Genomic DNA, 22,603 nt, shown 5'->3' with positions numbered 1-22,603 from the left:
GGGCCTCGCCCTGCGCACCTCCCTGGCCATGGCGGCCGAGGAACTGGAGGCGCCGGCGGGCGAGGAGCTCTCGCACGTCGCCGACCAGCTCACGCTGGGCCGCTCCATCGACGACACCCTGGGCGAGCTGGCACGCCGCCTCCCCTCCCGCGAACTGATCGTCCTGGTCACCACGCTGGTCCTGTCCAACAAGGCGGGCGGCACGGTCGTCAACTCCCTCCGCAACCTCACGCAGACCCTGGAGGACAGGAAGGAGACGCGGCGCGAGGTCCGCACGATGCTGTCGGAGGTCCACGCGACCGCGTTCACGGTCCCGCTCCTCGGCCTCGGCTCCCTCCTGCTCATCAACTCCTCCAACGAGGGCGCGCTGGAGCGGGTGACCGGCTCCCCGATGGGCCAGACGCTGATCCTGATCTCCCTGGGCCTCTACGGCATCGGCTTCTTCGTGATCCGACGCCTCGGCAAGATCGAGGTGTGAGGCCCATGAACCGGCCGACCGGGCACCGCTCCACGAAGGGGTTACGTTGATGGCGCTGGCTCTCGCGGTGGTGATGGCCCTGGCCGTGGCGGGCGTCTGCCAGGGCATCCGCATGTACCGCGCGGACGCGAAGCTCCCCTCCGACCTCGCCGTGGCCCTGGAGGTCGGCGCGACCCGCGTCTCGGCGGCGGGCTCGGCGGTGGACCGCCTCGGCATGCGGTTCGCCCCCCTCGTCCTGCGCCTGATGGGCCCGAAGCGGGTCGACGCCAAGCGGCGCCGCATCGACATGGCGGGCAACCCCGGCGGCCTCACGATCGACCGCTACGCGGCGCGCCGCGCGGTCTACGGCGTCTTCGGAACCCTCCTCGGCCTGATCTTCCTCACCAACGGCTCCCCGCTCTTCGCCGTCCTGACCTTCGCCTTCGGCGCCACGGCCGCGGACGGCCTGATCTGGCAGGCGATCCGCGAACGCCGGGAGGTCATCGACCGCACCCTGCCGGACTTCCTCGACGTCCTCGCGGTCGTCGTCTCGGCCGGACTCGGCTTCCGCCAGGCCCTGGACCGGGTGGCCGAGCGGTACGAGGGGCCCTGGGCGGACGAACTCCGCATCACGCTGCGCCAGATGGACATGGGCGTCAGCCGCCGCCAGGCCTTCGACGCCCTGCGCCGCCGCAACGCCTCCGAGCAGGTCGCCCAGTTCGTCTCCGCCCTGCAGCAGGGCGAGGAGCTGGGCTCCCCGATCGCGGACACGCTGATCCAGATCGCCACGGACATGCGCCGCACCGACGCCCAGAATTCCCGCCGCCGGGCCGCGAAGACCATTCCCAAGGCCACGATGGTGACCTTGGTCTTCATGCTCCCCGCCACGATGATCCTTATCGCGGCAGGCATGTTCCTGGGCTCGGGTTCCGACTTCGGCTCCATTCTGGGCCGTTGAGCACGATGCCGACATCGACTTCGCGAAACCCCTTCGCGTGTGCAACTCGATGTGGGACAGTCGTTCCTGAGTTCGCGGATCGCGGGAGGGGGCTTCGTGCATGATGATCTCACCGAGGGGGGAGAGAATCCGCCAACTTGCCGGGCCGGGGCGTACCAAAACCCATTGTCTGCGCAGAGTTGCTGCCGAGTCACGTGTTGTCGCGTACGTTGCCCATGGCGACGCCGACGGTGGTAGCGGTGGTCGCGGAATCGGGTGGGAGAGAAGGGGCCGTCGTGCTGAAGGAACGCGTGCTCGAAGTCTGGGTGAACTGGACGTTGACGATCGCGGGTCGCATCCGCGGGCGGGAGCGGGATGCGGGGGCGGGGTTCGTGGAGTATGCGGGGTTGATGATTCTTATTGCGGGGATCTTCACGTTGATCGACCAACTGGGCTTGGACGGGACCATTTCGTCGGCCATCGGGGACGCGGTCGACGATGTCGTGGGCGGCTAGCGCATCAGCTGCATGGTGACCGAGGCTCGACCCTCCCTATCTACATCTGGCTGACGGGGATTCTTCTCTTTGTCGCGTTTGCCTTCTTCGCTTTCGCTCAAGCGGCCTCGGCACGCAACGGTGCGCAGTCAGCTGCGGATGCGGCAGCTCTGGCCGCTGCGCAGGAGGCCAGGGAGGAACTGGTCGTGGGCCTCGGGTTGTCCATCGGTGAAGGCGGGGACTGGCTCGACTGGCTCGCGGGGAATGGGCTGACCGGTGCCGGTGCACACGAGGCGGGCCAGTCGCTCGCCGCGCTCAACGGCGCGAAGGCTACTGTCGTCGCGACCGAAATGAACGGATACCCCGGCTTTCGGGCTTCGGTCGTAACCAATTACACGGTGGGTGACTCGATCATTCCCGGCACGGAATCCCAGCACGCCAAGGCTGATGCCACTGCGGTCATCAAGCCGCGCTGTAATGTTGACTCGGCGGCCGACCCGGGGAAGACCGTGGAATTCACGTGCGACGGCGAAGAACCCATCGAGATCGACCCGGATGACTTCGAGCTGGACGATCTCCCGGAAGCATCCGTTCTCTTCTCTGTCCACCTGGCCGACTGACCGGCGATCGACGAAAGAAGGAAGCCGTAGCCATGAACTCTCGGCGAACCCTCACGGCCCGTCGGGCGATGACTGCTGTAGCAATCACAACCGGGCTGGTCCTCACGCTGGCTGGTTGTGGCGGTGGGGATGACGGAAACGGCAAGGCCGAAGAACCCACCTCGTCCGCTTCTTCAGGGCAGAAGGACAGTGGCGGTGATGAAAAAGGGCAGACGGACAAGCCCTCCGGCGGCCAGGCATTGGCGGAGGCCAAAGACGGGGACATCAATGTGAAGATCAACTCCGCCCTTCGGGACGGAGGTGGGTTCGTCACGGTTTCCGGAACGGTGACGAACAACGGCGGTCGGTCCTGGATGGGAGCGGACTGGGCCAGCGATGAGCGGGAGCTCAGGTCGAACGGTGGCTCACTTTCCGGCGCCAGTTTGGTCGACAAGGAGGGAAAGAAGAAGTACCTGGTCCTCAGAGACACCTCGGGGCGCTGCCTTTGCACCAAGTTCAATGGACGAGTGCGGCAGGGAGACACCGCGAACTGGTTCGCCCAGTTCCCCGCCCCGCCGGAAGGCACCAGCAAGGTCACCTTCCAGGTGGGGTCGATGCCACCCGCCCCCATCGAACTCTCCGACGGTGAGTAGCCCCATGAGCCGCCACCCCCACCCCCAGACCCGCCGCCCCGCGGCCCCCCGCGCCGCGGGGACCGTCGTTCTCGCCGCCGCTCTGGTGCTCACCCTCGGAGCCGGGAGCGGATGGGCCGATGAAGGGGAGCCCAGCGCGCCGCCCGGCAGCACCACTACCTCCCCGCCCCCGGAGGTCGACTCCAACAGCCCCGGCCTCAAGCTCGCCGACGGCGCGACGCTCGCCCCCGCCAAGGTGCTGGACATCAAGTCGGTCGTCGAGGACCTCGGCGGCGAGGAGCGGCGCGAGGACACCAACACGGACGTGAAGTTCGCGCTGCAGGCGGAGGTGCTGTTCCCCAAGGACAGCTCCAAGCTGAACCCCGAGGCGACCGCCCGCATCAAGGCGATCGCGGCGGAGGCCGAGGCGCAGAAGGCCACGGACGTACGGGTCTTCGGGTTCACGGACAACCTCGGCTCCTACAGCCACGGCAAGAAGCTCTCACGACAGCGCGCCGAAGCGGTCCACGACGAACTCGCGAGCCACCTGGGCCCCGAGGTCACCTTCTCCGTGCGCGGCTACAGCGAGGACTACCCCATCGCGGACAACGGCTCCGAGGAGGGCCGCAAGAAGAACCGCCGGGTGGAGGTCTCGTTCCCGCGCGGGACCGCGGCCGGCACGGGCACGAACGCCGGCAGCGGAACCGGCCCCGCGGGAGACAACGACGACGGCACGGGCGACGCGAGCGGCGACGCTGGCGACTGAGCCAGGGATACCGGCTCGCGTCCTCGCCCGCGTAATCCGGGTCCAAGTAGATGAAGCACCGGTGGATCAGCCAGTCCCGGATCTCGAAGACGTCGCAGAAGCGGCCACCGCCCCACTCCGGCAGCCCGGCCCCACGGCCCGTCCAGGTGCGGGAGTCTGACGGACCCGCGGCGGCCGTCAAGGGAGGACGCGGCGGAGAGAGGACGCGGCGGAGAGAGGGCGCTGAGGGGAGCGGGCGCTGAGGAGAGCGGGCCCCGCGGAGAGCGGGGACGCCGCCCGCGGAAACCGGGATGTGACGCGACGGCCGCAATGTCAGGATCGCCCCATGAACAACGCCGACCCCTCCGACCCCGCAGAGCACGCAAGGCACGCAGAGCCCTCCGGCTCCCCAGAGCACGCAAGGCACGCAGAGCCCTCCGGCTCCGCAGAGCACGCAAAGCCATCAAAGGCCCCCAGCACCACCCCCGCCTCCACTACCGCCCCCCTCTCCACCCCCACCCTCGCCCCCGCCCCCCGCGGCTTCGACGACCTCGTCGCGGAAGCCGAGGCCGCCCCCACCGCCGGGTGGGACTTCTCCTGGTTCGAGGGGCGGGCCACCGAGGCGCGGCCCTCGTGGCGGTACGCCGAGGCGATGGCCCGGCGGCTGGCCACGGCCTCGGCCGCGCTCGACATCCAGACCGGCGGCGGCGAGGTCGTCGCATCGGCCGCCACCCTGCCGCCGCTCATGGTCGCCACGGAGGGCTGGCCCGCGAACGTCGCCAAGGCCACCGCGCTGCTGCATCCGCGGGGCGTCGCGGTCGTGGCGTCGCCGGAGGACGCGCCGCTGCCGTTCGCGGACGGCGCCTTCGACCTGGTCACCAGCCGGCATCCGGTGCAAGCCCACTTCGACGAGATCGCCCGTGTGCTGCGCCCCGGCGGCACGTACTTCGCGCAGCACGTCGGCCCCGCCAGCGTCTTCGAGGTGGTCGAGTACTTCCTCGGGCGGCAGCCGGAGGAGGTCAGGAACGGCCGCCGTCCCGATCGGGAGCGCGCCGAGGCCGAGGCCGCGGGGCTTGAGGTCGTGGACCTGCGGGCCGAGCGGCTGCGGATCGAGTTCTTCGACGTCGGCGCAGTCGTGCACTTCCTGCGCAAGGTCGTGTGGATGGTCCCGGGCTTCAGTGTGGAGAAGTACCGGCCGCGCCTGCGGGAGCTGCACGAGCAGATCCAGGAGCAGGGACCGTTCGTCGCCCACAGCACCCGCCACCTCTTCGACCTGCGCAAGCCATAACCGGGTCAACCCCGCCCCAACGTCCGGTTGATGGGCGTTCCGGGAAGACGGAACGGGTGTCGCACCCCACCCCGTAAGCCACAAAATCGAAGCCTTGATTCCGCATCGTTATCAATACTGGCTCGATCCTCCTCTCGGCGTCGCGTAAGTTCAGACCAACGCTAATTCGCGCAAGCAAAGCTGCGTGCGTGGTGCCGTGCGGTGGAGGGGGCCGCACGGCGCCGCGGGCCGTCATCCGGCCTCGCCCGGGGCGACCCTCGCCCCACACGCTCCGCTCGGCGCGCCCCGCGTACGCCGTTAGCGCCGGGGACAGCCGGGGCGTCAAGCGTGTGAGCCATATGGCGGTCACTCTTGTGAGTGGTACCTGCCGCGGCCGGAAAACGCCCAGGAATCAAGAATTCCGTAGGGGACACGGGCTCTCGCAGTCGCCGCGTGCTCTCGGAGAGTAGTTGTGGCACGCCGATGCACCCGGGATCACTTACGAAGGGTTATGGTGGAAACCCCCCCCTCGGGCCGGTCCGTCTCCCCCCCACGGACCGGCCCGATTTTTTGTGCCCGGACCGCGCCCGGGTCCGGGGCGGGTCCGGGGCGCGTCCCGAGGGGGACGGGAACAGGGCCCCGGCCGCCGCGGCGGCGGCCGGAACCCCGCGTCCTCAGCCCCGGCCGGCCCAGATGTTCGTGCCCGGCGTCGACACGGCGAAGGCGTCGATGGCCGCCAGTTCCTCGTCGGTGAGCTTCGGCCCCGCCAGCGCCGCCACGTTCTCCTCCAGCTGGCCCACGCTGGACGCCCCGATCAGCGCCGAGGTCATGCGCTCGTCGCGGAGCACCCAGTTGAGGGCGAGCTGGGCGAGGGACTGGCCGCGGCCCGCCGCGATGTCGTTCAGGCCGTTGAGGCGGCGTACGACCTCCTCGCTCAGCAGGTCCGGGTCGAGGGACTTGCCCTGGGTGGCGCGCGAGCCCTCCGGAATGCCCTTCAGGTACTTGTTGGTGAGCAGGCCCTGCGCGAGCGGCACGAAGGAGATGCAGCCCATGCCGGCCGCCTCCAGCGTGTCGAGGAGGCCGTCCTCCTCGGTCCAGCGGTTGATCATCGAGTACGACGGCTGGTGGATGAGGGCGGGAACGCCCATCTCCCGCAGCAGCCGCGCCGCTTCGGCGGTCTGCTCGCTGTTGTAGGACGACACGCCGACGTAGAGAGCCTTGCCCTGCTGGACGGCGGACGCGAGCGCGCCCATCGTCTCCTCCAGTGGCGTGTCGGGGTCGAAGCGGTGCGAGTAGAAGATGTCGACGTGGTCGAGGCCCATGCGCGAGAGCGAGGCGTCGAGGGACGACAGCAGGTACTTGCGGCTGCCCCACTCGCCGTACGGGCCGGGGTGCATGAGGTAGCCGGCCTTGGTCGAGATGATCAGCTCGTCGCGGTACGGGGCGAAGTCCTGCGCGAACAGCTTGCCGAAGTTGAGCTCGGCGGAACCGGGCGGCGGGCCGTAGTTGTTCGCCAGGTCGAAGTGGGTGACGCCCAGGTCGAAGGCGCGCCGCAGGATCGAGCGCTGGGTGTCCAGGGCCTTGTCGTCGCCGAAGTTGTGCCACAGGCCGAGGGAGACCGCGGGCAGCTTCAGGCCGCTGCGGCCGGTGCGGCGGTACTCCATCGAGTCGTAGCGGTCGGATGCCGCGCGATACAGAGACGTGTCGTTCATGGGGATGAAGCTACTTCAGCCACCTGCCCGCGCGTACGCCCCGAGTTTCTGGGCCAGGCCCGCACAGCGGTAGGGTGTCGCCCTCGGGGACTGCCCTACGCACACCCCTTGAGGACCGCCATCTGCTGGAGGGGCTGACACACGTGAACCTGCGCGACCTGGTGTACGGACTTTACGCACGCCGGGTGGAAGGCCGCCTCGATCACGACCAGGTGCCCAAGCACATCGGCGTCATCCTCGACGGCAACCGCCGCTGGGCGAAGGCGTCCGGCGGGACGACCGCACAGGGGCACCAGGCGGGCGCGTACAAGATCGAGGAGTTCCTCGGCTGGTGCGCGGAGACGGACGTCGAGGTCGTCACGTTGTGGATGCTCTCCACCGACAACTTCGACCGGCCCGAGGAGGAGCTGACGCCGCTCCTCGGCATCATCGAGGCCACGGTCCGCTCGCTCGTCGCCGACGGCCGCTGGCGCGTGCACCACGTCGGCGCGCTCGACCTGCTGCCGGCCCGCACGCAGAGCGTCATGAAGGAAGCCGAGCAGGCCACGCACGGCAACACCGGGATACTGGTCAACGTCGCCGTGGGCTACGGCGGTCGCCAGGAGATCGCCGACGCGGTCCGCTCGCTGCTCCTGGAGCACGCCGAGAAGGGCGCCAGCCTGGAGGACGTCGCGGAGAGCGTCGACATCGACCTGATCTCCAAGCACCTCTACACCAGCGGCCAGCCGGACCCCGACCTGGTGATCCGCACGAGCGGGGAGCAGCGACTCTCCGGATTCATGCTCTGGCAGTCCGCTCACTCCGAGTACTACTTCTGCGAAGTCTTCTGGCCGGCCTTCCGCAAGGTCGACTTCCTGCGTGCGCTGCGTGATTACGCCGCCCGCCACCGCCGTTACGGGGGCTGACCCGTATCACCCCACGAGGTCGGGGTAACCCAGAGTTAACCAACGTGTCGTCATATGCCGTGGCATGGCTGCGCTTGTTCGAGGGAATAACCCCTCCAGGTCGGCGTCCCGGCAGTATCCGACAGGGGCGTCGTATCCAGCGGGCGGCATAGGGCCGTCCGCCCGGGAGGCCCTTTGCACCAGGACGACCGTGTGGACAGCACGGGCGGCATGGAGGGCCGGTCCTCGGCCCGCGCATCGCGGCCGTGTCCGGCCTGGTTCACACCCGCCAGCCCGTCCGGCACCCCTCCCGTAGCTCCCCGACCTCATCCGAGGGGGTACGTCCTTCCGTGGTGACCAGCACAAAGCGCCGCATGCCCGACAGGCGCACCTATGTTCTCGACACCAGCGTCCTACTGGCCGACCCGAACGCACTGACCCGCTTCGACGAGCACGAAGTCGTGCTGCCCGTCGTCGTGGTGACGGAGCTGGAGGCCAAACGGCACCATCCGGAGCTCGGTTACTTCGCCCGGCAGGCGCTGCGCCTGCTGGACGACTTCCGTATCCGGCACGGCCGCCTGGACGCCCCGATTCCCATCGGGGACCTGGGCGGCTCGCTGCGCGTCGAGCTCAACCACTCCGATCCCGGCGTGCTCCCGGCCGGCTACCGGTTGGGGGACAACGACTCACGGATTCTCGCCGTGGCCCGCAATCTCCAGGCCGAGGGGTACGACGTCACGGTCGTCTCCAAGGACCTGCCGCTGCGGATCAAGGCCTCCTCGGTCGGGCTGCTCGCGGAGGAGTACCGCGCGGAGCTGGCCATCACGGACTCCGGCTGGACCGGCATGTCCGAGCTGACGCTCACCGCGGAACAGGTCGACCTCCTCTTCGAAGAGGACAGCCTGTACGTGCCCGAGGCCGCCGACCTGCCCGTGCACACGGGCCTGACCGTCCAGTCGGAGCGCGGCAAGGCCCTCGGCCGCGTCACGCCCGAGGGCAACGTCCGCCTCGTGCGCGGAGACAGGGAGGCCTTCGGCATCAAGGGCAGGAGCGCCGAGCAGCGGATCGCGCTCGATCTGCTCCTCGACCCGGACGTCGGGATCGTCTCGATGGGCGGGCGCGCGGGCACCGGCAAGTCGGCGCTCGCGCTCTGCGCGGGCCTGGAGGCGGTCCTCGAACGCAGGCAGCACCAGAAGGTGATGGTGTTCCGGCCGCTGTACGCCGTGGGCGGGCAGGAGCTCGGCTATCTGCCGGGCACCGAGGCCGAGAAGATGGGGCCGTGGGCCCAGGCGGTCTTCGACACGCTCGGTTCGGTGGCGGGCAAGGAGGTCATCGAGGAGGTGACCGCGCGCGGGATGCTGGAGGTCCTGCCGCTCACCCACATCCGCGGGCGCTCGCTGCACGACGCGTTCGTCATCGTGGACGAGGCCCAGTCGCTGGAGCGGAACGTCCTGCTGACCGTCTTGTCCAGGATCGGGGCGAACTCCCGTGTCGTCCTCACCCATGACGTCGCCCAGCGCGACAACCTCCGGGTGGGGCGGTACGACGGAGTGGTCGCCGTCGTGGAGAAGCTGAAGGGCCATCCGCTCTTCGCCCACGTGACGCTCACGCGCTCCGAGCGTTCCCAGATCGCGGCCCTGGTGACCGAAATGCTGGAGGACGGACACCTCTAGGTCAGTTCACGGGAGAATCACCACAGTTGGCGCCGTCCGGCAAAGCGAAGGAGCCTAGCCGGGCGGCGTCTCGCTGCGCCCCCTTTTCCGAAAAACTCCTGGGGCAAACGGGGTGTGAGCTTTAACACGCAACAGAGAATTGCCTTGCGGCGTCCGGCTGGGGCAGAGTCTCAGTCCTGTCAGGCCCCGCATGCGACACACGTGTACCCCCAGCGGTACGAGACAACAGAACTTCATAGTGGCCGTCGCATGCCGCCCGAGCACCACGCGGCGCTCCCCGAGCGGGAGTTGTCCACCGGGTCCGTGCCTCCCGTGACCGATCGCAAGCGGAGGCCAGTGCCAGGGGCACGATTGCGTCCGCGAGGTCACCTATGCGGGCGATGCTGGAAGGAAACCGTGTGAGCCGGATTTCGGTCCGGGGATTCGCCGTGGCGTCAGCCACCGCGGTCACCACCGTCGGCGCTGTCGTGGGCGTTGCCTCGGGCAACACCCAGCCCTCGAACTCGAACGACTTCGAGGCAGCGGCAAGCGACGCGACGCTCCTCGCAGACATACCCGCGGGTCAGCAGGCCCAGGTCCAGACGGCGTCCCTGACGCAGCAGGCCGACGCCCAGGCCATGGCCGCCGACACCGCGGCGAAGAAGACCGCGGCGGAGGAAGCGCGCAAGCAGGCCGCCGCGTCCGCGATCGAGAAGCAGCAGGCCGCGGAGAAGGCGGAGGCGGCCGCGAAGGCCAAGAAGGCCGCCCTCAAGAAGGAGCGCGAGGACAAGGCCGAGGCCAAGGCCAGCCGCTCCTCCGCACGCGACGCCTCCAGCTTCGCGACCAAGAGCTCTTACACGGTCGCCGAGGTCCAGGCGATGGCTCGGCAGATGATCCCCGCCGACCAGTTCCAGTGCTTCAGCAACATCGTCAACCACGAGTCGACGTGGAACTACAAGGCCGTCAACGCCTCTTCGGGAGCGTACGGCCTCGTGCAGGCGCTGCCCGGCTCCAAGATGGCCTCGGCCGGCGCCGACTGGCAGACCAACCCGGCCACGCAGATCAAGTGGGGCCTGAACTACATGAACGACCGCTACCAGAGCCCGTGCGGCGCCTGGTCCTTCTGGCAGTCCAATCACTGGTACTAGGCCCTCCGGCCGTACCGCGCTCGACCTCGTGAGGCCCCTCACCGTTCTCCGGTGAGGGGCCTCGCCCGTGTACGGTCGGTCCGGACGGCTCCAGGAGGGAGTGGTGCGGAAAGACGGGGGTAGAGGACGGATCATGTCGCGAGTGCCAGGGTGGCTCGGCCGGATCGGTGCCGGACTGAGTGAGATGGGTGAGCGGTTGAACGAGCAACGGCGCCACCACGACGCCGACTCCGACACCGACGATCCGCAGGATTTCGGCAACCAGGACCTCGGCAACGGGGAGCACGAACACGTGCCGCCCCCTCCCGCGTACGCGCCGGCCATAGCGGCCAGACCCGACCCCGTGGCGTCCATCCCCTGGGGCATGCGTGTCGCCGCGGAGGCCGGCTGGCGGCTCCTCGTCCTCGCGGGCACCCTCTGGATCCTGATGAAGGTCATCAGCGCGGTCCAGCTCGTGGTGCTGGCCTTCGTGGCCGCGCTCCTCATCACCGCGCTGCTCCAACCCACGGTGGCCCGGCTCAGGCGGGTCGGTCTGCCGCGCGGCCTGGCGACGGCGGTCACGGCGATCCTCGGCTTCGTCATCATGGGCCTGGTCGGCTGGTTCGTGGTCTGGCAGGTGATGGAGAACGCCGACGAGCTCTCCGGGCAGATCCAGGACGGCATCGAGGACCTGCGCAAGTGGCTCCTCAACAGCCCGTTCCACGTGACCGAGGATCAGATCAACGACATCGCCAAGACGTTGCGGGACGCGGTCGGCGCCAATACCGAGGAACTGACCTCGGCGGGCCTGGAAGGCGTCACGGTCATCGTGGAGGCGCTGACCGGCATCCTGCTCGCGATGTTCTCGACGCTCTTCCTGCTGTACGACGGCAAGCGCATCTGGCAGTGGTTCCTGAAGCTGGTGCCCGCCCAGGCGCGGCCCGGCATCGCGGGCGCGGGACCCCGGGCGTGGCGCACGCTCACCGCGTACGTGCGCGGCACGGTGATAGTGGCCATGATCGACGCCATCTTCATCGGCCTCGGCATCTACTTCCTCGGGGTGCCGATGGCGGTGCCGCTGGCCGTCATCATCTTCCTGGCCTCGTTCGTGCCGCTGGTCGGCGCCGTGGTCTCCGGGGCCCTCGCGGTGGTCGTCGCGCTGGTGACGCAGGGCGTGTTCACGGCCGTGATGGCGCTGGCGGTCGTCCTCGCCGTGCAGCAGATCGAGGGGCACATCCTGCAGCCGTTCATCCTCGGCCGCGCGGTGCGGGTGCATCCTCTGGCGGTGATCCTGTCGGTCGCCGCGGGCGGCATGGTAGCCGGGATCGGCGGGGCGGTCGTCGCGGTGCCGCTGGTCGCCGTCACCAACACGGTCGTCGGCTACCTGCGGGCGTACTCCAGGGAGGCCGCGCTCAAGCAGTCCCCGCAGCCGCGCGGCGCGACCGCGCCGGACACCGCGTCGACGGAGCCGGCCGCGCCGGAGCCACCCGCGGAGGGCAAGGAGGCGTAGCGCGCCCCCCCCGTGCACACGGAAGGCCCGTACGCACGAAGGCCCGTACACACGGAAGCGGCCCGGTCCGAAACCAAGGTTTCGGACCGGGCCGCTTCCGTGTGGGGGCCTGTTACGCCAGGACGTCCTCGGAGTCCAGGGTGACGCCGACCGCCTGGATGACCGCGGCGACCTTGAAGGCCTCCTGGATCGTCTCGCGGTCGACACCGGCCTTGCGCAGGACCTGCTCGTGCGAGTCCAGGCACTGGCCGCAGCCGTTGATCGCGGAGACCGCGAGCGACCACAGCTCGAAGTCGACCTTCTCGACCCCGGGGTTGCCGATGACGTTCATCCGCAGACCGGCGCGCATCGTCCCGTACTCCGGGTCGGAGAGCAGGTGACGCGTGCGGTAGAAGACGTTGTTCATCGCCATGACGGCGGCGGCCGACTTGGCGGCCGTGTACGCCTCGGGGGAGAGGTTCGCCTTCGCCTCGGGCTCCAGCTCGCGCAGCACCCTCGGGGAGCGGGACGCGATCGCGCAGGCGAGCACGGTGCCCCACAGCTGCTGCTGCGGCAGGTCGCTGTTGCCGATGACCGAGCCGAGGTTCAGCTTCAGGTCCTTGGCGTAGTCCGGTACGGCGGACTTCAGTTCGTCGAGTGCCATGTCAGTGGGCTCCGTTCACTCGCCGGAGAGCAGGGCGACCGGGTCGAGGGTCTCGTCGCCCTTGCTCCAGTTGCAGGGGCAGAGCTCGTCGGTCTGCAGGGCGTCGAGGACCCGCAGGACCTCCTTGGGGTTACGGCCCACGGAACCGGCGGTCACCATCGTGAACTGGATCTCGTTGTTCTGGTCGACGATGAAGACGGCGCGCTGCGCGAAGCCGTCCTCGCCCTCGATGCCGAGGGCACGCATGAGCTCGTGCTTGGAGTCCGCCAGCATCGGGAAGGGCAGGTCCGTCAGGTCCGGGTGGTCCTTGCGCCAGGCGTGGTGCACGAACTCGGAGTCACCGGAGAAGCCGAGGATCTGGGCGTCACGGTCGGCGAACTCGTCGTTCAGCTTGCCGAAGGCCGCGATCTCGGTCGGGCACACGAAGGTGAAGTCCTTGGGCCAAGCGAAGACGATCTTCCACTTGCCCTCGTAGGTCTTGTGGTTGATCTGCTCGAACTCCGAGCCCTTCTCCAGGGAGACACAGGCGGTCAGATCGAACTCGGGGAACTTGTCACCGACAGTGAGCACACGTACTCCTTGCGCGAAGAGAGTCCCTTTTGGGGACTTTCCTGGGAATTGGACTGATGTTGATGGTGGCACAGGGTGCATTGATTAGGGAAATAGCTAGAGTGGGTCGTGTTGATCGGAGGTAGCTATCAGTGCGAGCCATAAATAGGGGCAAGCAGCCACAAGGCAAGCAGCCGAGCCTGGCGCAGCTGCGCGCGTTCGCGGCCGTGGCCGAGCATCTGCACTTCAGGGACGCCGCGGCGGCCATCGGAATGAGCCAGCCCGCCCTGTCGGGAGCCGTCGCGGCCCTGGAGGAGGCACTGGGTGTCCAGCTGCTTGAGCGGACCACCCGCAAGGTGCTGCTCTCCCCGGCGGGGGAGCGGCTCGCCGTGCGGGTCGGGGCGGTCCTCGGCGAGGTCGAGGCGCTCATGGAGGAGGCCGACGCCGTCAAGGCTCCGTTCACCGGCGCGCTGCGGCTCGGCGTGATCCCGACCGTCGCCCCGTACCTGCTGCCGACGGTCATCGGCCTGGTCCACGAGAAGTACCCCGACCTCGACCTCCAGGTGCACGAGGAGCAGACCTCGTCGCTGCTGGAAGGGCTCGCCGCGGGACGGCTCGACCTGCTGCTCCTCGCCGTCCCGCTCGGCATGCCCGGTGTCACCGAGCTGCCCCTGTTCGACGAGGACTTCGTGCTCGTCACCCCGCTCGACCACTGGCTCGGCGGCCGCGAGGGAATCCCCCGCGAGGCGCTGAAGGAACTGCGTCTGCTGCTCCTGGACGAGGGGCACTGCCTGCGCGACCAGGCCCTCGACATCTGCCGCGAGGCCGGCCGCGCCGAGGCCCCGGTGACCACCACCGCGGCCGGGCTCTCCACCCTCGTCCAACTGGTGGCAGGCGGACTCGGCGTGACGCTGCTGCCGCGCACCGCGGTGCGGGTGGAGACCAGCCGCAGCAACCAGCTGCTCACCGGGTACTTCGCCGACCCGGCGCCCACCCGGCGGATCGCCCTGGCGATGCGGACGGGGGCCGCGCGGGCCGCGGAGTACGAGGAGCTGGCCGAGGCGCTGCGGGACGCCGTACGGCCGCTGCCGGTGCGGGTGGTGTGAACCACCCGCACCGCCGGTGCGGGACGCGCGCCCGCAGTTACTCCGTGCGCAGGCCGTCCGGCCGCATCATCCGCCACAGCGGCGGCAGGCTGAGCAGCGTCACGGCCGCGACGAGGACGGCTCCCGCGCCGGTCAGCGGCAGGAAGAGCAGCCAGTCGGTGACCGGTTTGCGGATCATGCGGACCATGACCCAGCCGAGGCCGAGGCCGCCGGCGATCGCCAGGGCCAGGCCGATGACGACCGGGACGGCCGTCTGCCACAGCACCGACCACGCCATCGAGGAGCGGCGGGTGCCGAAGGCGGTGAGCGCGGCGAGGAGCTTCTTGCGCTCACGCAGCTGCTCCAGCATGGACACCAGCATGGACGCCGCGATCAGCACCATCGTGGCCATCGCGCCGATCTGCAGGCCGGTCCGGACGGTCGCGTACTGCTTGTCGCGCTCGACGGCGCGCAGCGTCATCACGTCGAGGAACGGGCCGACGTGGGCGGCGGTGTTGCGGATGTGCTCCTCGGCGTCCGGCGTGCCCCTGTCGACCTTGATCATGGCGGTCGTCGAGGCGTCGGTCAGCTTCGCGGGGTCGACGGCGCCGGGGGTGGCGTAGATGCCGTCGTGCTCCTCGCCGGCCGGGTCGGGACGGGTCCTGACCACGCGGGAGTCGGCGGGCAGCGTCCACGGCACGTGCCGGTGCCCCGCCTCGTCCCAGCTCTGGGCGTTGAGGTCGACCGGCTTGCCGGGGCGGGCCGCCTCGTCGACCCAGTTGTTCATCCCCTTGTTGCCGCTGTGCGCGACGAAGGTGTCACCGTCCTCGCAGCGGCCGATGCGGGCGAGTTCGCGCAGGTTCTCGCAGGTGGCGACCGTCAGCTCCGTGGTGGGCCGGATGTCGTCGGCATTCTCCAGCCTGCCCGGCTTCACGACGTACGTGGTGACCGTGCCGATGACGTGCTCGACGCCCTTGGTCGTGCGGAACCGCTCGATCATCCGCTCGGCGAGCTCGCCGTCGCCCACGTCGGCCCTGACCACCAGGCTGGCGCGGCCCGGGGCGTTGTCGGTGGTGCGGTTGAAGTCGTCGTGCATCGCCACGAACAGCATCTGCAGGGCCACCGCGCCTGCGACGGCCACGGTGATGCCGCTGACCGCCCTGGCCGCCGTGCCGCTGCTCAGCTGCAGCCTGCGGACGGCGAGCTGCCAGGGCACGGGGCCGCCGCCGCGCAGCCTCGCCACGCTCGCCTCGACGAGCCACGGCAGCAGCGCTGCCAGGCCCACCAGGGTGAGCGTCGCACCGAGGCCGATGGCGTAGACCGGCGGGTCGAACTCGCCGCTGACGCGGCCCGCGGCCAGCAGGACGCCGAGGCCGAGCAGCGGCATGACCACGCGCCACCACAGCCGGCGCTTGCGGGGCCTGGTGTTGCGCACGACGCCCAGCGGTTCGATGGAGACGGCCCGCAGCGAGATCAGCGTGACCACGACGGAGGTGACCGGCACGGCGAGGAGGACCGTCACGGCGAGGCCGGGGACCGGCACGACGTCGGAGGGGAACGCGCTGACCTGCCACATGTCGACCAGGCCGAACAGTTCGCGCACCCCGAGGAAGGCGATGCCGCCCACGGCGAGGCCGAGCAGCGCGCCGCACAGGGCCTCGCCCGCGGCGATCCGGCGCACGCTGCGCGCGTCGGCGCCGACCAGGCGCAGCGCGGCGAGCCGCCGGTCGCGCCGCTCGCCGCCGAAGCGGACGGCGGTGCCGATGAAGATGATCACCGGGGTGAGCAGGACCACGCAGATCAGGACGACGAGGACGACCAGGAGCGGGTCGAGGGGCTCCTTGGGCTGCGCCCAGCCGAACGCGGCGACGCGGTGGCCGCCCTGGTCGCGGGTGAGGGAGTCGGAACCGGCGTAGTAGTACAGCTCCTTGGGGTGGACGAGGCCCGCGTCGGCGATGGTGCCGGTGATCCGGTAGCGGTCGAAGCGCTCCTTGAGCAGGGCGCCGTCAGGGCTGTCCAGGAGGTCCCGCAGGGCGGGGGAGGCGATCATCTCGCCGTCGCCCGGCAGCTTCGCGACGCCGGGCGGCACGACCGGGTGCGTGCCCTCGGCGCGCAGCACGCGGCCGCTCACCGTCGAGTCGCGGAAGTCGGTCTGCACGTCGCGCTGGAGCACCGTCGAGTCCGACTTCGGGACGGGCTTGCCGGTGAACTGGTCCTGCGCCGAGCGGGCCACCGAGCGGTCGTCGCGCCGCTGCATCAGCTCCGGCACGGACGCCGCGCCGAGCAGCAGCGCCACGCCGAGACCGACGCCGACCGCGGTCAGCAGCGTGCGGGTCCAGCCCTCGCGCCCGCCGCCGAGGGCGAAGCGCACGCCCATGGCGAGGTCGCGCCAGAAGACGCGCTGCCTCCTGCCCGCGGTGTTCCCGGCGGGCGCGCCGGTCGCCGGTGCCGACCTGGGGCGGGTGTCGAGACTCATACCGCTCGCTCCATGTCGCGCGACCTGCCGTCGCGCACGACGATCTCGCGGTCGGAGTAGGCGGCGACGCGGGTCTCGTGGGTGACGAGGACGACGGCGGCGTTGGTCGCACGGGCGGCGTCGGTCAGCAGCTCCATGACGCGCTCGCCGTTGAGGGAGTCGAGCGCGCCCGTCGGCTCGTCGGCGAAGACCACGCGGGGGCTGGTGGCGAGGGCGCGGGCGACGGCCACGCGCTGGCCCTGGCCGCCGGAGACCTCGCCGGGCCGCTTGGCGGTGACGTCGTCGACCTCCAGGCGCTCCATCCAGCCACGGGCGGTCGCCTCGGCTTCCTTGCGCCGCGCGCCGTTCAGCCGCAGCGGGAGGGCCACGTTCTCGACGCAGGTCAGCTCGGGGACGAGCTGTCCGAACTGGAAGACGAAGCCGAACTCGCTGCGCCGCAGCGCGCTCAGGGCGGCGTCCGGCAGGCCGGTCAGCTCGCGGCCGTCGTACGTGATGGAACCCTCGTCGGGCCGGACGATCCCGGCGAGGCAGTGCAGCAGGGTCGACTTGCCGGAGCCCGAGGGGCCCATGACGGCGACGACCTCGCCGGGGTGGATGGAGAACGCGGCGCCGTCGAGCGCGGCGGTCGGGCCGTAGGTCTTGCGGAGTCCGTCGGCCTGGAGAAGGGAACCAGCGGGGGTCATGCGGGACGCACCTCCTGGGCGAGCCTGCCGAGGCGGGCGGCGGTCAGTTCGAGCCAGCGCAGATCGGCTTCGAGGTGGAAGAGCGCGTGGTCGCAGATGAGCTGGTCGGCGAGGTCGCCCTTGCGCTTGCGGTCGGTGAGGATGCGCATCAGGCGCAGGTGTTCGGCGCGCTGCACGTCGAGGAGTTCGGCGGCGTCGCGGTCGGTGAGGAGCGCGAGCACGACCTTGGTGTACAGGGTCGACTGGAGGTAGGGCTCCGGCTTCTCCGGGGTGGCGAGCCACCGCTGGACATCCGTGACGCCCGCCTCGGTGATCGCGTACCGCTTGCGCTCGGGACCGCCGCCTGCCTCTATGCCGTCGACCTCGACGAGGCCGTTCTTCAGCAGGCGGGACATGGTCGAGTAGACCTGCCCGTAGTGCAGGGGCTTGTCGTGCCCGAACTTCTCGTCGAAGGCGCGCTTGAGGTCGTAGCCGTGCCGGGGGCCCGACTCCAGAAGACCCAGGAGGGTGTGGCCAATGGACATGCGGCGCACTCTACACCCTGTGTATACGTGGCGTGTATACGCCCTGTGCAGAGCCGGTGAATCACCATGCCCGTGCAACCTTCCGGCCCCTGAAACCGTCGGTTCCTCAGAGGCGGGTGCTCATTGTCACGTCCGGAAAAGACCGGATCGAAGGACCTTTGTCCCGTGGTGCGGTGTTAGTTTCATGAGCTGACTTAGCGACCAGATGAGTTGCCAGTGAGAAGACGGCGCGTACGGGAAGCACGGTGAAGTGCTGGACGTACGGGGCGTACGAGACGGAAGCGGAGCATTCTCAGTCATGGGCCGAGCCGAAGAACGACAAGCGCGGCAGCGCGGTGCCCGCCGGGCAGCGCGCGGGCGCCCGTCAGGCGGGGGCAAGCCCAAGCGCACCGGCATACGCCGCTTCTTCACCTGGAAGAAGATGCTGGGCACGCTCTTCGGGTTCGTGCTGCTCGGCATGCTCGGCTTCGTCGTGCTGTACATGGTGGTCGACATCCCCGAGGGCAACGCCCTCGCCAAGAAGCAGAGCAACGTCTACAAGTACAGCGACGGCACGATCATCGCGCGCACCGGTGACGTGAACCGCGAGATCGTCGACCTGGACAAGGTGCCCGAGGACGTACAGAAGGCGTTCGTCGCCGCGGAGAACAAGTCCTTCTACAAGGACGAGGGCGTCGACTTCAAGGGCACGGCCCGCGGCGTTCTCAACACGGTGACCGGCAAGGGCAAGCAGGGTGGTTCGACCATCACCCAGCAGTACGTGAAGAACTACTACCTCAGCCAGGAGCAGACCGTCAGCCGCAAGCTGAAGGAACTGGTCGTCTCGCTCAAGGTGGACCGCGAGAAGAGCAAGGACGACATCCTCGCGGGGTACATCAACACCAGCTACTACGGACGCGGCGCCTACGGCATCCAGGCCGCTGCCCAGGCCTACTACGGCATCGACGCCAAGGAGCTGGACGTGGACCAGGGCGCCTACCTCGCGGCCCTCCTCCAGGCCCCCAGCCAGTACGACTGGGCGGTCGCGTCGCCGACCGGCAGGAAGCTCGTCAAACAGCGCTGGAACTACGTTCTCGACAACATGGTCGAGGAGGGCTGGCTGGACTCCGGCAAGCGGGCGGAACTCACGTTCGCCAAGCCCGAGGACCCGAAGGCGCCGCCCGGCCGCGAGGGCCAGGTCGGCTACCTCGTGGAGGAGGCGAAGCGCGAGGTCCTGCGCAACAGCGACCTCAGCGAGGCCGAGTTCGAGGCCGGCGGCTACACCGTCACGCTGAACATCGACCCCAAGAAGCAGAAGCAGCTTCAGGAGGCCGTCGACAAGAAGCTGAACGACCGGCTCGACCGCAAGGACAACAAGGCCGACGCCCGCGTCCAGGCGGGCGCCGCGTCCGTCGACCCCAGGAACGGCAAGGTCCTCGCCATGTACGGCGGCGAGGACTACGTGAAGCACTACACGAACAACGCCACCCGCCGCGACTACCAGGCGGCCTCCACCTTCAAGCCGCTGATCCTCGCCGCGGCCCTGGAGCACGGCGCCACCACGCAGGACGGCAAGCCGATCACCGCGGGCACGGTCTACGACGGCACGAGCAAGCGCCCGGTCAAGGGCAGTGACGTGGGCTTCGCGCCGCCGAACGAGGACGACGTCGACTACGGCCCCGTCACCGTCCAGAAGGCGATGAACAAGTCCATCAACTCCGTCTTCGCGCAGATGGGCGTGGACGTCGGGATGCCCGAGGTCATGGAGATGGCGGGCAAGCTCGGCATGGACGTCAAGGGCCTGCCCGCCGTGCCGGCGCAGACCCTCGGCTCCATGGGCGCGAGCCCCCTCGAGATGGCGGGCGTGTACGCCACGCTCGACAACCACGGCAAGAAGGTCACCCCGGCCCTCGTCGGCGCGGTCGAGCACAAGGACCGCACGGTCGACCTGCCCGACCCGATCGGCGATCAGGTCATCAAGCGCGGCACGGCCGACTCGGTCACCTCGGTCCTGACCGGCGTGGTCGACGACGGCACGGGCAGCGCGGTGCGCAACCCCTCGCAGGACGTGGCGGGCAAGACCGGTACCTCCGACGACAACAAGTCGGCCTGGTTCACCGGCTACACGCCGAAGCTCGTCACCGCCGTCGGCCTGTTCGGCGAGGGCGCCCCCGACACGCCGGAGAAGAACAAGCAGGTCTCCATGAAGGGCGCCGGGGGCCGCGCCCGCGTCGACGGCGGCAGCTTCCCCGCCGACATCTGGGCCGCGTACACCTTCGAGGCGATGGGTTCCCCCACCGCGTTCGACCTCGACACCGACATGGGCGCCGCCATCGCGCCGCCCCCGGAGCCGACGACGAAGGCACCGAAGGAGCCGACGAACGAGCCGACGGAGCCGGAGGACGACCCGACGACGAAGCCGCCGTCGCAGTCCCCGACCACGAAGCCGCCGTCGGACGACCCGACGACCAAGCCGCCGTCGGACGACCCGACGACGAAGCCGCCGACGACCGAACCGGGGCCGAGCGACACGGCCGGTGAGCCCGACGAACCCGAGGGCCTGCTCGGCAGGGACTGACGGCTCACCGCACGCGCGAAGGCGCCCGGAACCGAAGGGGTTCCGGGCGCCTTCGCGTACGGCTAGCTCCGGTTCAGCTCGAACCAGACGACCTTGCCCGTGCTCAGGCGCGTGGCGCCCCACCGCCGGGCCAGCTTGTTGACCAGGTAGAGCCCCCGGCCGCCCTCGTCCGTGGCGCGGGCCTGGCGGAGCCTCGGCAGCTGCGGGACGTCGTCGCCGACCTCGCACCGCAGGACGTCGGTGCGCAGCAGCCGCAGGGTGATCGGCCGGGACGCGTACCGCACGGCGTTGGTGACGACCTCGCTGACGAGCAGCTCCACCGCGTCCGTCATGTCCTCCAGGCCCCACCGGGCGAGCGCGCTGCGGGCCAGGCGGCGGGCGCGGGACGGCGTGGCGTCCTCCGGTTCCAGGAACCAGTACGCGACGTCGCTCGGCGCGATGCCGTCGAAGCGGGCGGCGAGCAGCGCGATGTCGTCGTCGCGGTCGCCGGGGCCCAGCATGTCGAGCACCTCGTCGCAGAGCGCTTCGAGGGGCGGCGGATGGTCCGGGCCCGTCAGCTGCGCCGTGGCGGCGAGACGCTCCCGCAACTGCTCTATGCCGGTCCAGACGTCGCGCAGCCGGGACTCCACGAGCCCGTCCGTGTACAGGAGCAGCGTCGCGCCCGCCGGGGCGTCCAGCTCCACGGCCTCGAAGTCGACCCCGCCCACGCCGATCGGGGCGCCCGGCGGCACCCGCAGGACCTCGGCGCGGCCGCCCAGGTGCAGCAGCACGGGCGGCGGATGCCCGGCGTTGGCGATGGTGATGCGGTGCGACACCGGGTCGTAGACCGCGTACAGGCAGGTGGCCATGCGGTCGGAGCCGAGCCGCTGGGCCTGCTCGTCGAGGTGGTGCAGGACCTCCTGCGGCGGCAGGTCGAGCCCGGCGAGGGTCTGCGCGGTCGTCCGGAGCTGGCCCATGATCGCGGCCGAGGTCATGGAGTGCCCCATGACGTCGCCCACCACCAGGGCGACGCGGCTGCCCGGCAGTGGGATCGCGTCGTACCAGTCGCCGCCGACCCGCGCGGTCTCGGCCGCCGGCAGATAGCGCGAGGCGAGCCGCACGCCGGTCGGGCGGGGCAGCGTCTCGGGGAGCATGGTGCGCTGCAGCTCGTCGGCGATGTACGCCTCGCGGCCGTACAGGACGGCCTTGTCGATGCCGAGCGCGCTGTGCGTGGCCAGCTGGGCGGCGACGAGGAGGTCGTCCACCTCGAAGGCGGGGCGGTCGGGGCGGCGCAGGAACACGGCGGCGCCGATCACCCGCCGCCTGCCCCGCAGCGGCGCGAGGATGGCCCGCTGCCCCGCCGGCACGGTCCGCCCCTCGCCGAGGAGTTCGGGCAGCGCCGCCTGGGCCGCCGCCGAGTCCGCGAAGACCGGACGCACGCCCCGCAGGACCTCGGCCAGCGCGCCGCCCGGCCGCACCTCGCACAGCTCGGAGGTGGCCGTGACGCCGGTGAAGCCGCTGCCGGGCACGGGCTGGAGCGAGGCCGGCGCGCCGCCGTCGGTGTCCGGCTCGTCGGCGCCCTCCTCCAGGGAGCGCAGCCGGTCGGTGCGGCGCAGGCGCAGCACCAGCGGGCCCGTGGGCCGTTCGTCGCCGACGGGCAGCGGGTCGCGCAGATAGACCAGGATGGCGTCGGAGAACGTCGGGACCGTGGCGCGGCACAGGCCCATGACGATCTCGTCGAGGTCTATGCCGCGGGCGATCCGCCGCGTCGCCGCACCCACGAACCGCAGCCGGTCGCCGTCGCGCCGCATCGCCACGGGCCCGGCGCCCGGCGGCCGGGGCCTGCCGGTGCGCCGTTCCTCGCCGTCCGGCGGTCCCGCGGGCCCCGCGGCGGGCAGGGGCGGCACGGCCTCGGGCGGGCGCGGCCTGCCCGGGTCGGGCTCGGCCGCCGATGGCTGGGAGTGCTCACCGGCCCCGGGCACGCCGGAGGAACGCAGCAGCGCCCCGCGGGGGTCCGCGGGGGCGGTCGGCTCGGCAGCGGGTGCCTTGCGACCCTCGTAGGGGGTGAGGTGCTCCGTCACGCGTTTCGAA

Annotated in this window: 20 protein-coding genes; 13 read left to right on the top strand and 7 right to left on the bottom strand. The window is 70.4% G+C overall.

All coding sequences use genetic code 11. The features are described 5' to 3' along the window. The 7 genes from DCW30_RS01870 to DCW30_RS01830 all read left to right on the top strand — a co-directional run. Window positions 1–478 (top strand): type II secretion system F family protein (locus DCW30_RS01870; protein WP_206740250.1); only part of this gene is annotated, 478 nt, incomplete at its 5' end. 49 nt (window positions 479–527) lie between these two features. Beyond that, window positions 528–1,415, top strand: a complete 888-nt coding sequence (locus DCW30_RS01865; RefSeq protein WP_062783981.1) for a DUF5936 domain-containing protein — start codon at window positions 528–530, stop codon at window positions 1,413–1,415. A 275-nt stretch (window positions 1,416–1,690) separates the two neighbouring features. Continuing rightward, complete coding sequence (locus DCW30_RS01860) at window positions 1,691–1,909, top strand: hypothetical protein (protein WP_103557426.1); 219 nt, start codon at window positions 1,691–1,693, stop codon at window positions 1,907–1,909. Between the two features lie 38 nt (window positions 1,910–1,947). Next, window positions 1,948–2,508 carry a pilus assembly protein TadG-related protein gene (locus DCW30_RS01855; RefSeq protein WP_472573278.1) on the top strand — a complete coding sequence of 187 codons (561 nt, stop codon included), beginning with the start codon at window positions 1,948–1,950 and terminating at the stop codon, window positions 2,506–2,508. A gap of 32 nt (window positions 2,509–2,540) precedes the next feature. Further along, window positions 2,541–3,140, top strand: coding sequence for a hypothetical protein (locus DCW30_RS01850; protein ID WP_076684787.1), 600 nt, complete (start codon window positions 2,541–2,543; stop codon window positions 3,138–3,140). A gap of 4 nt (window positions 3,141–3,144) precedes the next feature. Then, window positions 3,145–3,885 (top strand): OmpA family protein, encoded by a 741-nt coding sequence (locus DCW30_RS01840; RefSeq protein ID WP_076684786.1) that lies wholly within the window; start codon window positions 3,145–3,147, stop codon window positions 3,883–3,885. Between the two features lie 325 nt (window positions 3,886–4,210). Further along, the gene (locus tag DCW30_RS01830; protein WP_079250020.1) at window positions 4,211–5,152 is read left to right on the top strand and encodes a class I SAM-dependent methyltransferase; all 942 of its coding nucleotides are present in this window, start codon (window positions 4,211–4,213) and stop codon (window positions 5,150–5,152) included. A 653-nt stretch (window positions 5,153–5,805) separates the two neighbouring features. Here DCW30_RS01830 and mgrA read toward each other — a convergent pair. Continuing rightward, entirely contained in the window at window positions 5,806–6,843 is a 1,038-nt protein-coding gene (mgrA, locus tag DCW30_RS01825; protein ID WP_076684785.1) for an L-glyceraldehyde 3-phosphate reductase, read from the bottom strand. A gap of 143 nt (window positions 6,844–6,986) precedes the next feature. On the opposite strand from mgrA, the gene DCW30_RS01820 reads away from it, so the two are divergent. From DCW30_RS01820 to DCW30_RS01805, 4 genes are all read left to right on the top strand, one after another. Further along, window positions 6,987–7,748 (top strand): isoprenyl transferase, encoded by a 762-nt coding sequence (locus DCW30_RS01820; RefSeq protein WP_062781907.1) that lies wholly within the window; start codon window positions 6,987–6,989, stop codon window positions 7,746–7,748. A gap of 329 nt (window positions 7,749–8,077) precedes the next feature. After that, complete coding sequence (locus DCW30_RS01815; protein WP_062781910.1) at window positions 8,078–9,400, top strand: PhoH family protein; 1,323 nt, start codon at window positions 8,078–8,080, stop codon at window positions 9,398–9,400. Window positions 9,401–9,798: 398 nt separating this feature from the next. Continuing rightward, on the top strand, window positions 9,799–10,527 hold the full coding sequence (locus tag DCW30_RS01810) for an aggregation-promoting factor C-terminal-like domain-containing protein (RefSeq protein WP_472573273.1): 729 nt from the start codon (window positions 9,799–9,801) through the stop codon (window positions 10,525–10,527). A gap of 133 nt (window positions 10,528–10,660) precedes the next feature. Continuing rightward, window positions 10,661–12,016: an AI-2E family transporter gene (locus DCW30_RS01805; protein ID WP_076684783.1), complete on the top strand. Its 1,356-nt coding sequence runs from the start codon at window positions 10,661–10,663 to the stop codon at window positions 12,014–12,016. Window positions 12,017–12,128: 112 nt separating this feature from the next. Here the strand turns inward: DCW30_RS01805 and DCW30_RS01800 are convergent, their stop codons facing one another. Then, window positions 12,129–12,659 carry an alkyl hydroperoxide reductase gene (locus DCW30_RS01800; RefSeq protein WP_062781919.1) on the bottom strand — a complete coding sequence of 177 codons (531 nt, stop codon included), beginning with the start codon at window positions 12,657–12,659 and terminating at the stop codon, window positions 12,129–12,131. Window positions 12,660–12,674: 15 nt separating this feature from the next. After that, window positions 12,675–13,229 (bottom strand): peroxiredoxin, encoded by a 555-nt coding sequence (locus DCW30_RS01795; RefSeq protein WP_062781922.1) that lies wholly within the window; start codon window positions 13,227–13,229, stop codon window positions 12,675–12,677. A 131-nt stretch (window positions 13,230–13,360) separates the two neighbouring features. On the opposite strand from DCW30_RS01795, the gene DCW30_RS01790 reads away from it, so the two are divergent. Then, complete coding sequence (locus tag DCW30_RS01790) at window positions 13,361–14,314, top strand: hydrogen peroxide-inducible genes activator (protein WP_076684782.1); 954 nt, start codon at window positions 13,361–13,363, stop codon at window positions 14,312–14,314. A gap of 37 nt (window positions 14,315–14,351) precedes the next feature. Here DCW30_RS01790 and DCW30_RS01785 read toward each other — a convergent pair whose 3' ends face one another. Genes DCW30_RS01785 through DCW30_RS01775 form a run of 3 tightly spaced genes read right to left on the bottom strand, consistent with a single transcriptional unit; the run spans window position 14,352 to window position 17,976 of the window. Beyond that, window positions 14,352–16,769: an ABC transporter permease gene (locus tag DCW30_RS01785; RefSeq protein ID WP_076684781.1), complete on the bottom strand. Its 2,418-nt coding sequence runs from the start codon at window positions 16,767–16,769 to the stop codon at window positions 14,352–14,354. Further along, window positions 16,766–17,452 (bottom strand): ABC transporter ATP-binding protein, encoded by a 687-nt coding sequence (locus DCW30_RS01780; RefSeq protein WP_076684780.1) that lies wholly within the window; start codon window positions 17,450–17,452, stop codon window positions 16,766–16,768. The genes DCW30_RS01785 and DCW30_RS01780 overlap by 4 nt, the downstream gene beginning before the upstream one ends. Further along, window positions 17,449–17,976, bottom strand: coding sequence for a PadR family transcriptional regulator (locus DCW30_RS01775; RefSeq protein WP_062781931.1), 528 nt, complete (start codon window positions 17,974–17,976; stop codon window positions 17,449–17,451). Before DCW30_RS01775 ends, DCW30_RS01780 begins: the two co-directional genes overlap by 4 nt. A 298-nt stretch (window positions 17,977–18,274) precedes the next feature. On the opposite strand from DCW30_RS01775, the gene DCW30_RS01770 reads away from it, so the two are divergent. Then, window positions 18,275–20,533 (top strand): transglycosylase domain-containing protein, encoded by a 2,259-nt coding sequence (locus DCW30_RS01770; RefSeq protein ID WP_076684779.1) that lies wholly within the window; start codon window positions 18,275–18,277, stop codon window positions 20,531–20,533. 62 nt (window positions 20,534–20,595) lie between these two features. Here the strand turns inward: DCW30_RS01770 and DCW30_RS01765 are convergent, their stop codons facing one another. Next, window positions 20,596–22,593, bottom strand: coding sequence for an ATP-binding SpoIIE family protein phosphatase (locus DCW30_RS01765; protein WP_205576596.1), 1,998 nt, complete (start codon window positions 22,591–22,593; stop codon window positions 20,596–20,598). Between the last annotated feature and the right edge of the window lie 10 nt (window positions 22,594–22,603).

The organism is Streptomyces alfalfae, from assembly GCF_004127445.1.
Taxonomy (GTDB): Bacteria; Actinomycetota; Actinomycetes; order Streptomycetales; family Streptomycetaceae; genus Streptomyces; species Streptomyces alfalfae.
The sequence above is the reverse complement of the archived record's forward strand: the minus strand, read 5'-3'. Positions and strand labels throughout refer to the sequence as shown.